General features: G+C 68.6%; 11 protein-coding genes, 1 tRNA gene and 1 pseudogene. 11 read left to right on the top strand and 2 right to left on the bottom strand.

The genetic code is table 11. The features are described from left to right. The first annotated feature begins 2 nt into the window (after positions 1 to 2). The 4 genes from AruCF_RS27210 (at position 3) to AruCF_RS27195 (ending at position 3296) form a co-directional block, all read left to right on the top strand. Positions 3 to 218: a TOBE domain-containing protein gene (locus tag AruCF_RS27210; protein ID WP_006227327.1), complete on the top strand. Its 216-nt coding sequence runs from the start codon at positions 3 to 5 to the stop codon at positions 216 to 218. Between the two features lie 339 nt (positions 219 to 557). Then, positions 558 to 1502, top strand: a complete 945-nt coding sequence (locus tag AruCF_RS27205) for a YVTN family beta-propeller repeat protein (RefSeq protein ID WP_049070767.1) — start codon at positions 558 to 560, stop codon at positions 1500 to 1502. After that, the gene (locus AruCF_RS27200) at positions 1486 to 2280 is read left to right on the top strand and encodes a polysaccharide deacetylase family protein (RefSeq protein WP_049070768.1); all 795 of its coding nucleotides are present in this window, start codon (positions 1486 to 1488) and stop codon (positions 2278 to 2280) included. The genes AruCF_RS27205 and AruCF_RS27200 overlap by 17 nt, the downstream gene beginning before the upstream one ends. A 2-nt stretch (positions 2281 to 2282) precedes the next feature. Continuing rightward, a complete protein-coding gene (locus tag AruCF_RS27195; protein ID WP_049070769.1) occupies positions 2283 to 3296 on the top strand; it encodes a sterol desaturase family protein in 1014 nt (337 codons plus the stop codon). A 357-nt stretch (positions 3297 to 3653) separates the two neighbouring features. Here AruCF_RS27195 and AruCF_RS27190 read toward each other — a convergent pair whose 3' ends face one another. Further along, positions 3654 to 4151, bottom strand: coding sequence for an acyl-CoA thioesterase (locus tag AruCF_RS27190; RefSeq protein WP_006387319.1), 498 nt, complete (start codon positions 4149 to 4151; stop codon positions 3654 to 3656). A 77-nt stretch (positions 4152 to 4228) separates the two neighbouring features. Continuing rightward, complete coding sequence (locus AruCF_RS27185; RefSeq protein WP_049070771.1) at positions 4229 to 5767, bottom strand: DUF1254 domain-containing protein; 1539 nt, start codon at positions 5765 to 5767, stop codon at positions 4229 to 4231. 272 nt (positions 5768 to 6039) lie between these two features. Between AruCF_RS27185 and fdnG the strand changes: the two are divergent. From fdnG to AruCF_RS27145, 7 genes and pseudogenes are all read left to right on the top strand, one after another. Further along, positions 6040 to 9108 (top strand): annotated as a pseudogene (fdnG, locus tag AruCF_RS27175) (formate dehydrogenase-N subunit alpha). Between the two features lie 10 nt (positions 9109 to 9118). Further along, a complete protein-coding gene (gene fdxH, locus AruCF_RS27170) occupies positions 9119 to 10018 on the top strand; it encodes a formate dehydrogenase subunit beta (protein ID WP_049070777.1) in 900 nt (299 codons plus the stop codon). Beyond that, positions 10011 to 10658 (top strand): formate dehydrogenase subunit gamma, encoded by a 648-nt coding sequence (locus AruCF_RS27165; protein WP_049070779.1) that lies wholly within the window; start codon positions 10011 to 10013, stop codon positions 10656 to 10658. The genes fdxH and AruCF_RS27165 overlap by 8 nt, the downstream gene beginning before the upstream one ends. Before the next feature lie 126 nt (positions 10659 to 10784). Further along, positions 10785 to 11720 carry a formate dehydrogenase accessory protein FdhE gene (fdhE, locus tag AruCF_RS27160; RefSeq protein ID WP_049070781.1) on the top strand — a complete coding sequence of 312 codons (936 nt, stop codon included), beginning with the start codon at positions 10785 to 10787 and terminating at the stop codon, positions 11718 to 11720. A gap of 2 nt (positions 11721 to 11722) precedes the next feature. Continuing rightward, positions 11723 to 13183 carry an L-seryl-tRNA(Sec) selenium transferase gene (gene selA, locus AruCF_RS27155; protein WP_049070782.1) on the top strand — a complete coding sequence of 487 codons (1461 nt, stop codon included), beginning with the start codon at positions 11723 to 11725 and terminating at the stop codon, positions 13181 to 13183. Further along, entirely contained in the window at positions 13180 to 15117 is a 1938-nt protein-coding gene (gene selB, locus AruCF_RS27150; RefSeq protein WP_049070785.1) for a selenocysteine-specific translation elongation factor, read from the top strand. The genes selA and selB overlap by 4 nt, the downstream gene beginning before the upstream one ends. A 12-nt stretch (positions 15118 to 15129) precedes the next feature. Continuing rightward, positions 15130 to 15225 (top strand) — tRNA-Sec (locus tag AruCF_RS27145). Positions 15226 to 15401 lie beyond the last annotated feature (176 nt).

Raw genomic sequence — 15401 nt, 5'->3', positions numbered from 1 at the left:
CCATGAGCATTCAATCCATCAACGCCCGCAACCAGTTCCGCGGCAAGATCAAGGAAATCATCCTGGGCCCGGTGGTCTCGGAGGTCGACGTGGACACGCCCGCCGGCATCGTCACGTCCGTCATCACGACCCGTTCGGTCAAGGAACTGGACCTGCAGGTCGGCACCGAGGTGCTGGCCTTCGTCAAGGCCACGGAAGTCTCGGTCGCCAAGCTGTAGGCATGCGCTGCCGGAATCGGCGCCTTTCCGGCGCCGGTTTCGGTACATGTCGCCGGCCACGCCAAGGGCCCGGTGTGTCGTTCGGAACGTGGAATAACATCACGCCGCAACCCATTGGCGCCAAATGTTTTTTTACGATTGTTGCAGGTGTGGCGGCGCGAGCGTTGTAGCGGTGCCGCAACCTGCCTGCCGCGCGGCCCGGTCGGCCGGGGTTTACGGTTTTTTGACAGTTGGCTATGCCAAAATGGCGAGCACTGGGATCGGCGCCCGATCCCCTTTTGTCGGACCTGGAAATTGAATCCCTTGCATTTTGTCCGCTGCGCCATTTTCGGCGCAGGGATGGCGCTCAGCGCCGCCGCGGCGTCGGCCCCGATCTTCGTCCTGAACTCCCTGGACGCCAACGTCAGCATCGTCGATCCCGCCACGTACACGGAACTGCGGCGCGTTCCCACGGGCAAGGAACCGCACCACCTGTATCTCACGCCTGACAAGAAGTCGCTGATGGTCGCCAACGCCACCGGCGACTCGATCACGCTGATGGATCCCAAGACCGGCGAGGTGCAGCGCACCCTGACCGGCATCGTCGATCCCTACCAGTTGCAGTTCTCGCCGGACATGAAGTGGTTCGTCACGGCCGCCAATCGCCTGGACCACATCGACATCTACGCCTGGAAGCCGCTGGAAAAGGGCTTTGACCTGACGCTGGTCAAGCGCATCCCGGCCGGCAAGACGCCCAGCCACATCATGATCGACGCCAAGAGCACCACGGCGTACGTCACGCTGCAGGACAGCGACCAGCTCATCGCCATCGACCTGGCCACGCAGACGCCCAAATGGACCGTCTCGGTCGGCAAGACCCCGGCCGACGTGTTCCTCACGCCCGACCAGAAAACGCTGCTGGTGGCGCTGACCGGCGATTCCTACGTCGAGGCCTATGACGTCAGCAAGGGCCCGGCCAAGCTGATCTCGCGCATCAAGACCGCCGCCGGCGCGCACGCCTTCCGCGCCCAGGGCGACCAGCGCCACCTGTTCGTCAGCAACCGCACCGCCAACTCCATCAGCCGCATCGACCTGCAGACGCTGGCCGTGGTCGACACCTTCCCGGTGCCGGGCGGTCCCGATTGCATGGACGTGCTGGCCGACGGCAAGACCCTGCTGGTCACGTCGCGCTGGGCCCGCAAGCTCACCGTGGTGGACCTGGAGCAGAAGAAGGTCGTCAAGCAGGTCAACGTCGGCAAGTCGCCGCACGGCGTCTGGACGCTGAACCATGCGGCGACCCGCTAAACGGCAACTGGCCGCCGCCGTCTGCCTGGCGCTGGCGGCGCAGGCCGCCACGGCGGCCCCCGCGTCCTGTGACAAGCCGGTCTACCTGACCTTCGACACCGGCCACATGGGCGTGGCGCCGCTGATCGCCGACGTGCTGGCGCGCCACCACGTCAAGGTCACGTTCTTCCTGGCCAACGAGCGCACGCTGACCGACGGCAGCAGCCTGGACGACCACTGGGCGCCGTGGTGGAAGGCGCGCGCGGCCGAGGGCCACGTGTTCGGCTCGCACACCTACGACCACGTCTACTGGCAGGGCGACCTGCCGGACGGCAAGTTCCGCGTCAAGCCCAGCGCCGGCCCCGACACGGGCAAGCGCGAGACCTGGACCGCCGAGCAGTACTGCGCCGAGATCAAGCGCTCCGCCACCCGCTTCACGCAGATGACCGGCAAGCAGATGCTGCCGCTGTACCGCGCGCCGGGCGGCAAGACCTCGCCGGCCCTGCTGCGCGCCGCCAAGGCCTGCGGCTTCGAGCACGTGGGCTGGGCGCCGGCCGGTTTCCTGGGCGACGAACTGCCCAGCGACAAGTACCCCAATGCCAAGCTGCTGGACCAGGCGCTGCGCACCATCAAGCCCGGCGACATCCTGCTGGCGCACCTGGGCATCTGGTCGCGCCAGGACCCCTGGGCGCCCGCCGTGCTGGAGCCGCTGATTGAAGGCCTGCAGCGCAAGGGCTATTGTTTTGCTACCTTGGATACGCATCCGGCTTACCGCGACTGGATCGCCACGCATCACTGATCATGGATACGCTTAGTCAATGGTTCGGGAACTGCCAGCAATGGCTGTTCGAAACCCTGGTGCAGCCGGCGCTGTTCCACCTGGGCCTGAGCAATTTCATCGAGGACGGCTACGACGCCACCATGTGGCTGCTGGTCGGCCTGCTGCAGGTGGCCGTGCTGCTGCTGGTGTTCGGCCCGCTGCAGCGCCTGCGCCCGGTCGAGCCGGTCACCGACCGCCGCCAGATCGGCATCGACGTGCTCTACACGCTGATCCATCGCCTGGGCGTGTTCCGCCTGGCGTTGTTCTTCACCATCGACCCGTTCTGGGACAGCATCTTCGGGCAGCTGCACATCTGGGGCTTCGCGCCGTTCCAGCTCGACCAGTACTGGCCCGGCGTGACCGACCAGGCCTGGGTCAGCCTGATCATCTACCTGCTGCTGTTCGACCTGGTGGACTACCTGTACCACCGCGCCCAGCACCGTTTCGCCTGGCTCTGGGCGCTGCACGCGGTGCACCACAGCCAGCGCCAGATGACCATGTGGAGCGACGACCGCAACCACCTGCTGGACGACATGCTGCGCGACGTCGTGGTGGTGTTCGTGTCGCAGCTGGTGGGCGTGCCGCCCGCGCAGTTCGTGGCGATCGTGGCCATCACCCAGCTGGCGCAGAGCTTCTCGCACGCCAACCTGCGCATGCACTTCGGCGCCATCGGCGAACGCCTGCTGGTCAGCCCGCGTTTCCACCGCCATCACCATTCCATCGCCTATGACGCGTCGACGCCGGGGCCGGCCGGCGGCTACAACTTTGCCGCGCTGTTCCCGGTCTGGGACGTGTTGTTCCGCTCGGCGCGCTTCGGCGTCGGCTACGGCCCCACCGGCATCCATGACCAGCAGCCGGAACTGGGCGGCCGCGACTACGGCCAGGGCTTCTGGTCGCAACAGTGGCTGGGCCTCAAGCGCATGGTCGGCCGCGACCGCGAACCGGCCGTGACGGCGCCGCCGTCGCGCCCGCCGGGCGCGGCCGAAGGCGCGTGACGCGCCGCGTTGCGCCGTCGCCCAAAAAAAACCGGGCCTCAAGGCCCGGTTTTCATGTCCGCTCACCTGCGACCTGGACGCCGCTCATCGCAAGAATAGCCGCCCGCCCGCCGGGCCGCCCCAAGGGCGGGCAGCCCCCTTGGGGGGCAGCTAGCGTGCGAAGCGCGCGCGGCGTGGGGGCCTGTTCCTTCCGCCCGCCGGGCCGCCCCAAGGGCGGGCAGCCCCCTTGGGGGGCAGCTAGCGTGCGAAGCGCGCGCGGCGTGGGGGCCTGTTCCTTCCGCCCGCCGGGCCGCCCCAAGGGCGGGCAGCCCCCTCGGGGGGCAGCTAGCGTGCGAAGCGCGCGCGGCGTGGGGGCGTTCACCCCTCATGGGTGGTTTCGCGCTTGATCTCGTCGTGGCGCCGTTCCATTTCCTGGCGCAGCTCGCGGCGCAGGCGGGCGGCCTCGAAGCGCTGTGTTTCCTCGAGGTTGCGCGGCGCCAGCGGCGGCACGGCGGTGGGCGCGCCGTTGTCATCCACCGCCACCATCGTGAAGTAACAGCTATTGGTGTGGCGCACCAGCTTCCTGCGTATGTCCTCGGTGACCACCTTGATGCCGATTTCCATCGAGGTGCGGCCGGTGTAGTTCACCGCCGCCAGGAAGGTCACCAGCTCGCCGACGTGGATCGGTTCGCGGAACACGACCTGGTCGACCGACAGGGTCACCACGTACTGGCCGGCGTAGCGGCTGGCACAGGCGTAGGCGACCTGGTCCAGGTACTTGAGGATGGTTCCGCCGTGTACATTGCCTGAGAAGTTCGCCATATCGGGCGTCATCAGGATGGTCATCGACAGTTGGTGGCTAAAGGCTTCGTCCATGGCGGGCGTTCTACTCGGCGACAAAACGCCTATGGTAGTGGCGAAACCCTGTCATGGCGCCGTCGGCGGCGGGTTTGTCAGGGTTTCTTCGCGGGGCCGGGGACGGGAGCGCCGGGCGGCGGCGTGGCGGGCGTTGCGACGGGCGCCGTCGCGGCCCCGGCCCGGGGTTCCGCCTCGGGCGCGGATTCCGGTTCGGCCTCCGGTTCGTCGCGCACGGCCGGCGGTGGCGTCCACAGCCCGTCCAGCAGGGCCGGACCCGGGGCATAGACCCGCAGCAGCACGTATACCGGGCCGCTGGCCGCCACCGGCAGCCAGTTGGCCTGCGCGTCGGGCTCGGGGGCGGCGTGGCTGATCAGCAGGTCGAGCGAGCCGTCGGCGTTGTACTGCAGCGGATCGCGTTCGCCCAGCGCGTAGCGGTCGATGGGATTGGCCACCGGCAGGCCTTGCGCGTCGTAGGCGGCCAGCGACCACCGCGCGCCGGCTGGCGGCAACTGGCCGCTGTCGAAGTGCAGCGTATAGCGATGGGCGCCATCCAGCGGCCGGCCCTGGCTGTCGGCGGCCAGCAGCAGCGCCGACAGGTCCTCGGGCAGCCCCGCGCCCGGCTGGGCCTGGGCCGACAGCGCGCGCCGCAGGTAGGCGTTGCCGTAGACGCCGACGCTGGCCGTCTCGCGCTGCCAGCCGTTGACGCTGGCCAGGCTGACGCCGGCGGCCGCCAGCATGCGTTCGCGCGCTTCGCGCAGGCCGCGCCGCAGGCCCTGCTTGACCGGGTGGTCGAGCTTGTCGAAGTCGAACGGCCGGCCGGGGATCAGCCCGACCCGGCGCAGCTTGGCCAGCACGGGCTGGTCGGTGGCATGCGCCGGATTGCGGCGCAGCAGTTCGGCGGCATAGGTGAAGAAGGCGTCGGTCGGCATCGACTCGACCTGCTCGCGCACCGGCGTCTTCAGGTCCAGCGACGGATCGGCCTTGATGCGCTGCGACTGCGGCGGCAGGTTCCACTGCGCCAGCGGCGTCAGAGTGAAGCCATCCTGCAGCGCGTGGACCGCGGGATAGTCAGCCGGGCCGTCGGCCTGGACCAGTGATCGGGCCCAGACATACGCCGTGGGCGCGTCGATGCGCGGCATGCCCGAAGGCAGGGTGCCGGACCAGCCCGGCGGCACGATCGCGGTATTGCCGCGGGCGGTGCCCGTGCTGCGCTTGCCAAGCGTGGCGAAGGCCTCGTTCCACAGATCCAGCAGCGTCAGGGTATACGGGCGTCCCTGGCTGTCCGGCACCGACAGCACCACCGGCCCGGCGCTCAGGTCGATCCAGGCGGTGCTGCGCAGCATGTCAGGGTTGCCCCAGGGCGTGGCCGCGCCCGGCCGGGGCAGGGCGCGGGTGTGCAGGAAGGTGTTGGCGGGCGCGCCCAGGCCGCCCTGCGACGGATGCGTGAACTGGCGCCGGGTCAGGTCCAGGGTGAGCAGCGGGTAGAAATACAGATAGCCTTCCATTGCCGCCTCGCGGGCGGATTCGGTGGCCGCCGCCGCCGGGGTCGGCGCCGGCGCGGCGACGGCTGGCGCGGGCGACAGGCCGTGCGCGGCCAGCGACAGGGACAGGACCAGGGGGGCAAAACGGCGCATCGGCGCTCCAACGGACAGGCAGGAAGGGCGTAAAAGCGGGCCGGAACCCGCCGCGAGCAATGGTAGCAGTCTCGCGATCATCCAAAATCCGCGAAAAAGCCCGATCCTGGCGGTAAATCGTTCTCATTGCCCGATTTTGTGTTCAGGGGACGCAAGGCATGGCAACTCGCTCGCGCTGCGCCTATACTTGCTTGCATATCCTTGGAATTCGTAGGGCTTTTCCCCCGGACCGGCCCGCGCTTTCCTCCTATTCACCCGGAGAGGAGTGCTTCATGGTCAACATGAACCGCCGCCAGTTCTTCAAGGTGACCGGTACCACGCTGGCTGGCTCGAGCCTGGCATTGCTGGGGGTAGCCCCTGGCACGGCCATGGCCGAGGTGCGCCAGTACAAGCTTGCGCGCATGACGGAAACGCGCAACACCTGTCCCTACTGTTCGGTCGCCTGTGGTCTGCTGATGTATGGCCTGGGCGATGGCGCCAAGAATGCCCGCGCCAGCATCATGCACATCGAGGGCGACCCCGACCACCCCGTCAACCGCGGCACGCTCTGTCCCAAGGGCGCGGCCCTGATCGACTTCATCCACAGCCCCAACCGCCTGAAGTACCCGGAATACCGGGCGCCCGGTTCGGACAAGTGGGAACGGATCTCCTGGGACGACGCGCTCACGCGCATCACCAAGCTCATGAAGGCCGACCGTGACGCCAACTTCGTCGAAAAGACCGACGACGGCAAGACGGTCAACCGCTGGCTGACCACCGGCATGCTGGCCGCCTCGGCAAGCAGCAACGAGGTCGGCTACATCACGCACAAGACCGTGCGTAGCATGGGGATGCTGGCGTTCGACAACCAAGCCCGTGTCTGACATGGCCCGACGGTGGCAGGTCTTGCCCCGACGTTTGGCCGTGGAGCGATGACGAACCATTGGGTCGACATCAAGAACGCGGACGTAGTACTGATCATGGGCGGCAATGCCGCCGAGGCCCACCCCTGCGGGTTCAAATGGGTCACGGAAGCGAAAGCCCATAACAAGGCGAAGCTGATCGTCGTGGATCCGCGCTTCACGCGCTCGGCATCCGTGGCGGACTTCTACGCGCCCATACGCACCGGCACCGACATCATCTTCCTGGGTGGCGTCATCAAGTACCTGTTGGATCACGACAAGATCCAGCACGAGTACGTGCGCAACTACACCGACTTTTCCTACATCGTGCGCGAGGACTTCGCGTTCGACGCGGGCCTGTACTCCGGCTACAACGCCGAGAAGCGGACCTACGACAAGGCCAGTTGGGACTACGAGCGCGGCGACGACGGCTACGTCAAGACCGACCCGACGCTGGCGCATCCGCGTTCGGTCTACCAACTGCTCAAGAAGCACTACTCGCGCTATACCGAAGAGATGGTCGAACGCGTCTGCGGCACGCCGCGCGACAAGTTCCTGAAGGTCTGCGAGATGCTGGCGTCCACCGCCACCACCGACCGGGCCGCCACCATCCTGTACGCGCTGGGCTGGACGCAGCACTCGATCGGTTCGCAGATCATCCGCACCGGCGCCATGGTGCAACTGCTGCTGGGCAATATCGGCATCGCCGGCGGCGGCATGAATGCGCTGCGCGGGCACTCGAACATCCAGGGCCTGACCGACCTGGGCCTGATGTCGAACCTGCTGCCCGGCTACATGACACTGCCCAACGAGCCCGAGCAGGACTACGACAAGTACATCGCCGCGCGCGCGCTCAAGCCGCTGCGGCCGAACCAGCTCAGCTACTGGCAGAACTACGGCAAGTTCCACGTGAGCCTGATGAAGGCCTGGTGGGGCAAGGCCGCGACCGCCGAGAACAACTGGGCGTTCGACTACCTGCCCAAGCTCGACAAGCTCTACGACATGCTGCAGGTCTACGAGCTGATGAACCAGGGCAAGATGAACGGCTACCTGGCGCAGGGCTTCAACCCGCTGGCGGCCGCGCCCAACAAGGCCAAGCTGAACGCGGGTTTCGCCAAGCTCAAGTTCCTGGTCATCATGGACCCGCTGGTCACCGAGACCTCGGAATTCTGGCGCAACGCCGGCGAGGCCAACGACGTCGATCCCAAGCAGATCCAGACCGAGGTGTTCCGCCTGCCCACCACCTGTTTCGCCGAGGAAGACGGCGCGCTGGTGAACTCCGGGCGCTGGCTGCAATGGCACTGGAAGGGCGCCGAGCCGCCGGGCGAGGCCAAGAGCGACATCGAGATCATGTCGCTGATCTTCACGCGCCTGCGCAAGATGTACCAGGAAGAGGGCGGCAAGTACCCCGACCCCATCGTCAACCTGTCCTGGCCGTATTCCAACCCGCAGAGCCCGACCGCGGAAGAGCTGGCCAAGGAATACTCGGGCAAGGCGCTGGTGGACCTGGTCGACCCCAAGGACCCGACCAAGGTCACGCGCAAGGGCGGCGAACAACTGGCCGGCTTTGCCTAGCTGCGCGACGACGGTTCCACCGCCAGCGGCTGCTGGATCTTCGCCGGCGCCTGGGGGCCCGGCGGCAACCTGATGGCGCGCCGCGACAACAGCGACCCGACCGGCATCGGCCAGACCCTGAACTGGGCCTGGGCCTGGCCGGCCAACCGCCGCATCCTGTACAACCGCGCCTCCTGCGACGTCGCGGGCAAGCCGTTCAACCCGCGCCGCAGCCTGATCTCGTGGAACGGCAAGGCCTGGGTCGGCGCCGACATCCCCGACTTCAAGGGCGATGAAAACCCCGACGGCGGCATGGGCCCGTTCATCATGAACCCCGAGGGCGTGGCGCGCTTCTTCGCGCGCGCCGGCATGGCCGAAGGGCCGTTCCCGGAACACTACGAGCCGTTCGAGACGCCGCTGGGCTACAACCCGCTGTATCCGAAGGCCAAGGGCGTCACCAGCAACCCGGCGGCGCGCGTGTTCAAGGACGACCTGGCGGCGATGGGCACGGTGGACAAGTTCCCCTACGTGGCCACCACCTACCGCCTCACCGAGCACTTCCACTACTGGACCAAGAACGTCCGCATCAACGCGATCCTGCAACCCGAGCAGTTCGTCGAGATCAGCGAGGTCATGGCCAAGGAACTGGGCATCGCCAACGGCTCGCGCGTGAAGGTGTCGTCCAACCGCGGCTACATCAAGGCGGTGGCGCTGGTCACCAAGCGCCTGCGCCCGCTGACCATCGAGGGCAAGACGGTCTACCACGTCGGCATCCCGATCCACTGGGGCTTTGTCGGCATTGCCAAACCGGGCTTCCTGACCAACACCCTGACCCCGTTCGTGGGCGACGGCAATTCGCAGACACCGGAATTCAAGTCGTTCCTGGTGCAGGTCGAGAAGATCTAGGAGAGCGCTCATGTCTATGCAATCCCTCGACATCAAACGGCGCTCGGCCACCACCACGCCGCCGCCGGGCGTGCGCGAACCCATCACCGGGTCCGTGGCCAAGCTGATCGACGTCTCCAAGTGCATCGGCTGCAAGGCCTGCCAGAGCGCGTGCATGGAGTGGAACGACCTGCGCGACGAGATCGGCACCAACGTCGGCGTCTACGACAACCCGGCCGACCTGACCGAGCATTCCTGGACCGTCATGCGCTTCTCGGAATACGAGAACCCGCAGGGCGACCTGGAGTGGCTGATCCGCAAGGACGGCTGCATGCACTGCGAAGATCCGGGCTGCCTGAAGGCCTGTCCGTCGCCGGGCGCCATCATCCAGTACAACAACGGCATCGTCGACTTCCACGAAGAGAACTGCATCGGTTGCGGCTACTGCATCACCGGCTGCCCGTTCAACGTGCCGCGCATCAGCAAGAAGGACCACAAGGCGTACAAGTGCACCCTGTGTTCCGACCGCGTGGCCGTCGGCCAGGAGCCGGCCTGCGTCAAGGCTTGCCCCACCGGCGCCATCGTGTTCGGCACCAAGGACGACATGAAGCAGCACGCGGCCGAACGCATCGAGGACCTGAAATCGCGCGGTTTCGAGCAGGCCGGCCTGTATGACCCGCAGGGCGTGGGCGGCACCCACGTGATGTACGTGCTGCATCATGCCGACCAGCCCGGGCTGTACCACGGGCTGCCGAAGGACCCGCAGATCAGCCCGATGGTCTCGCTGTGGAAGGGCATCGCCAAGCCGCTGGGCGTGGCCGCCATGGCGCTGACGGCGCTGGCCGGCTTCTTCCACTACGCCCGCGTCGGCCGTAACGAGGTCGACGAGGAAGACGAACGTCGCGCCGAACAGGAGATCCGCCATGAGTGACGACCGCCATCACCGCCGGATCAAGCGCTATTCCCCCGGCGAGCGCACCAACCACTGGATCATCGCCCTCACGTTCATCCTGTTGGCGCTGTCCGGGCTGGCGCTGTTCCATCCCTCGATGTTCTGGCTCACCAACCTGTTCGGCGGCGGTCCCTGGACCCGCATCCTGCATCCGTTCATCGGGCTGGTGATGTTCTTCTGCTTCGTGGTGTTCGCCGGCCACATGTGGCGCCACAACCTGATGACCAAGGCCGACCGCCAGTGGCTCAGCCAGCTCAACGACGTGGTCGAGAACCGCGAGGACAAGCTGCCCGAGGTCGGCAAGTACAACGCCGGCCAGAAGCTGCTGTTCTATGTGCTGATCCTGTGCATGCTGGGGCTGTTCGTCAGCGGCATCGTGATCTGGCGCGAGTTCTTCGCCTTCTATTTCCCGATCTGGGTGGTGCGCGCCGCCTCGGTGCTGCATGCCGTTTGTGCATTGGTGCTGATTTGCGCGATCATTGTGCATATTTATGCGGCGATCTGGGTCAAGGGCTCGCTCACGGCGATGCTGCGCGGCTACGTGACCGCGGGCTGGGCATGGAAGCACCACCGCGCCTGGTTCCGGGAACAAATCGGCAAGCAGTCCACGACGAAGTAAGCGGGCCCCGCGCGGCGGGCGCCACCTGGCGGTGGCGGCGCCGCCGGGTGGATCCCGCCCGATCCCACCGCACGGCTGCCTCCCCCTGTCGGGGCGGCAGCCGTGTTTGTTTATCTGGAGACGCAATTGCAGCGAATTCTTCCGCGCGGCGAGATCGAAGCGCTCGATCACAACACCATTCCCCGCATCCAGCTGCCGGCGCGCGATTCGGTTTTCGCGACGCGCGCGGCGCGCCTGCGGCAACTGGCCGTGGATAGCCCGGTGGCCGACTATCTGCTGCTGATGGCGCGGCTGGTCGACGCCCAGCACCATGCCCTGCGCGGCTGCAACGCGCCGCCGGCCTCGGAAGACCGCATCGCCCTGGCGCAGGCCCATGGCATGCCGCCGCTGCAGGCGGTGGGCTGGCCGCGCGACTCGCTGTGGCGCGACATCCTGCGCCAACTGGTCGACGAGGTCGCTGGCGGCCAGGACGTGCCGGCCGAGGCCCTGGAGGTCTGCGCGGCGTTGCGCCGCGCGCTCGACGAAGACACCGAATCGCTCGAAGACCTGGCCGAGGCGGTGCTGTCGGAACAGCATCGCGGCGTTGACGGCGCCGCCGCGCCGTTCGTCATGGCCGCCCTGCAGGTGTACTGGACCGACCTGGCCAGCCGCTTCGACGAAAAGCAATTGCCGGTGGCCTCGCCGTTCGGCGTCTGCCCGGTGTGCGCCAGCCTGCCGGTGGCCAGCGTGGTGCGCGTGGGCGGGCAGTTCGAGGGCTACCGCTATCTGTGCTGCAGCCTGTGCGCGACCCAGTGGCACATGGTGCGGGTCAAGTGTTCGCATTGCGAGGATGTCGAGTCCGTGGCCTACCAGGCCATCGAGGGCCGCGCGCCCGCCATCAAGGCCGAGACCTGCGACCGCTGCCATACCTACCGCAAGATCTTCTACCAGGACAAGGACCTGCACGTGGAACCGGTGGCCGACGATCTCGCCAGCCTGATGCTGGACGTGCTGGTGGGCGAGGCCGGCTATTCGCGCGCCAGCGGCAATCCGCTGCTGTGGCACGGCGCCGAGGAGGAATAGCCATGACCGGGCTCGCCGCCGCCGCCGACATCCCCGCGCTCGACCGGCTGCTGAACGCGCCGGCGCTGGCCGCGGCGCTGGACACGCATGGTCGCACGCAGGTGGTGGCGGCCCTGCGCCGGCACCTGGACGCCCTGCGCCAGCGCGCCCTGGCCGGCGAGCTGCCGCGCGCGGACCTGGCGGAAGCCGCCGTGGCCGCCGCCGTCGACAGCGCCCTGGCGCGCGCCGCCGCCCCGCGTCTGCGCGCCGTCTACAACCTGACCGGCACCGTGTTGCACACCAACCTGGGCCGCGCGCTGCTGCCCGACGAGGCGGTGGCCTCGGTGCTGCGCGCGCTGACCACGCCGGCCAACCTGGAATTCGACCTGGACAGCGGCGGCCGAGGCGACCGCGACGACCTGATCGACGACCTGCTGTGCGAACTGACCGGGGCCGAGGCCGCCACGGTGGTCAACAACAACGCGGCCGCCGTGCTGCTGATGCTGAACGCGCTGGCCGACCGCCGCGAGGTGGTGGTGTCGCGCGGCGAGCTGGTCGAGATCGGCGGCGCCTTCCGCATCCCGGACATCATGAAGCGCGCCGGCGCCAAGCTGATCGAGGTCGGCACCACCAACCGCACCCACGCCGCCGACTACGAGAACGCCATCGGCCCGCGCACCGCGATGCTGATGAAGGTGCATTGCAGCAACTACGCCGTCACCGGCTTCACCAAGAGCGTCGGCGTGGCCGAGGTGGCGGCGCTGGCGCATGCGCGCGGCCTGCCGGCCACGGTGGACCTGGGCAGCGGCACGCTGGTGGACCTGACCCAGTTCGGCCTGCCGCGCGAGGACACGGTGCGCGAGACCATTGCCGCCGGCGCCGATCTGGTCACCTTCAGCGGCGACAAATTGCTGGGCGGCCCCCAGGCCGGCCTGCTGGTCGGGCGCGCCGACCTGATCCGCAAGATCAAGAAGAACCCGCTCAAGCGCGCCCTGCGCGTGGGCAAGCTGACGCTGGCCGCGCTCGAACCGGTATTGCAGCTGTACCGCGCGCCGGAATTCCTGGCGCAGCGCCTGACCACGCTGCGCCTGCTGACGCGGCCGCAGCGCGAGATCCAGCCGCTGGCCGAGCGCCTGCGCGGCGTGCTGGCGCACGCGGCGGGTGCCGACTACGAGGTCGAGGCGGTGCCGATGTTCAGCCAGATCGGCAGCGGCGCATTGCCGGTGGACCAGTTGCCCAGTTACGGGCTGGCGGTGCGCTATCGCGGCAAGGGCCGTCCCGGCCGCCATCTGGACCGCCTGGAGACGCGCTTGCGCAACCTGCCGGTGCCGGTGATCGGCCGTATCGCCGATGATGCGCTGTGGCTCGATCTGCGCTGCCTGGAGGCGCGCGACGAGGCCGCCTTCACCGCACAACTCGCCGAAAGACTCGCTGAACCCTCCGCCGCGCCATCGGCGCCGCAAACCGTGGAGCCGCGCGCATGATCGTCGGCACCGCCGGCCATATCGACCATGGCAAGACCACGCTGGTGCGGGCGCTGACGGGGGTCGACACCGACCGCCTCAAGGAAGAGAAGGCGCGCGGCATTTCAATCGAACTGGGCTACGCCTACACGCCCCTGCCCAACGGTGACGTGCTGGGCTTCATCGACGTGCCGGGCCACGAGAAGCTGGTGCACACCATGGCGGCGGGCGCCAGCGGCATCGACTTCGGCCTGCTGGTGGTGGCGGCCGATGACGGCGTCATGCCGCAGACCCGCGAACACCTGGCGATCCTGTCGCTGCTGGGCGTGGCGCGCGGCGCGGTGGCCTTGACCAAGGCCGACCGCGCCGACCCGGCCCGGCTGGCGGCGGTGCGCGGCGAGATCGCGGCGCTGGCGGCCGACACCTTCCTGCGGGATGCGCCCGTGTTCGAAGTGTGCGCGGCGCGCGTCGGCGACGATGGCGTGGCGCGCCTCAAACAGCATCTGGATGAGACGGCGCAGGCGCTGGGCGCGCGCGACGGCGCGGGCCTGTTCCGGCTGGCGGTGGACCGCGTCTTCACGCTGGCCGGCCACGGCACCGTGGTCACCGGTACCGCGCACGGCGGCCGCGCCCGCGTCGGCGACGACGACGCCGACCTGCGCCTGATGCCGGCGGGCACGCGGGTGCGGGTGCGCGGCATTCACGCGCAGAACCAGCCGCGCGAGACCGGCGCGGCTGGCCAGCGCTGCGCGCTGAACCTGGCGGGCATCGACAAGAGCGCCATCACACGCGGCGACTGGATTGCCGATGCGCGCTGCTTTCTGCCGTCGCGCCACGTCGATGTGGCCTTGACGCTGCTGCCCTCGGCCGACGCGCCGCTGCGGGCCTGGACGCCGCTGCACGTGCACATCGGCGCGGCGCGCCACGTGGCGCATGTGGTGCCGCTGTCGGCCGATGCCTTGGCGCCGGGCCAGTCGGGTTGGGTGCAACTGGTATTCGACGAATTGGTGTGCGCGATGCCCGGCGACCGCTACATCGTGCGCAATGCGCAGGCCACGCGCACGGTCGGCGGCGGCCGCGTGCTCGATCCGAACGCGCCGGACCGCAAGCGCCGCGCGCCGGCGCGGATGCAATGGCTGCAAGGCGTGGCGGAGATGCTGGACGGCGGCGGGCTGCAACCGCTGCTGGCGCAGGCCGTGCTTGGGCTGGACGAGACGGCGCTGCAACGCCTGGCAGGCCGGCCGGTGCGCGAGCTGGCGGCGCCCGATGGCGCGATCTGGATCGAGCCGCGCGCGCCGCAGGGCGCGCGCACGCTGATCCTGGCCACGCACTGGGAAGCGCTGCGGGCGCGGGTGGAGCAGGCGCTGGGGACCTTTCACCAGGGCGCGCCGGACGAACCCGGGCCGGACGGCTCGCGCTTGCGCCGCATGGCGCTGCCGGCGGCGCCGGAGGCATTGTGGCAGGGGCTGCTGGACGATCTGCAGCAGCAGGGCCGGGTGTTGCGCAACGGGCCGTGGCTGCATCTGCCCGGCCACACCGCGTCGCTGGCCGAGGCCGAGGCGCAACTGGCGCAACGCCTGTTGCCGCTGCTGGCCGCGGGCGCCTACGACCCTCCCTGGGTGCGCGATCTGGCGCGCGCGCAGGGCGAGCCCGAGGAGCGCGTGCGGCAGGTGCTGCGCAAGCTGCTGCGGCGTGGCGAGGTGGCGCAGGTGGTGAAGGATCTGTTCTATCACCGCGAGCGGGTTGCGGAGCTGGCGGCGCTGGCGGTCGCGCTTGCCGGCAAACCCGAAGGGTTGAACGCGGCGGCCTTCCGGGATGCCACCGGCCTGGGGCGCAAACGCGCGATCCAGATCCTGGAATTCTTCGATCGGACGGGGCTGACACGGCGGCTGCGTGACACGCACGTGCTGCGCACGGACAGCGCGTACCTGGGGGCCGGGCAGGCGGTATCATAGGCGGGTTTTCGAGGAAGGCATCCGTGTCCGGTGGCACGGCCGGGCTTCAAACCCGGTTGGGGGCGTCAGACGTTCCCAGGTAGGTTCGACTCCTGCTGCCTTCCGCCACGTCTCTCCGGCGGCGTCTCTTGCCGCCCATGCATGGTTCGGATGGGTCCTGCATTGCAGGTCCGGGCCGCCTCGGCCCTGGAATCCGGCGTAGCTTACCGATCCGCCCGCGCCGCTTCGTTGTTCCGAAATCTCCTTTCCGGCCCCAACGGCAACCCCTGTGGTTCAAGACGCGA

It is taken from the genome of Achromobacter ruhlandii (assembly GCF_002082135.1).
Lineage (GTDB): Bacteria > Pseudomonadota > Gammaproteobacteria > Burkholderiales > Burkholderiaceae_B > Achromobacter > Achromobacter ruhlandii.
Note: the sequence above shows the minus strand (reverse complement) of the source record. Positions and strands in the feature narration are given on the sequence as shown.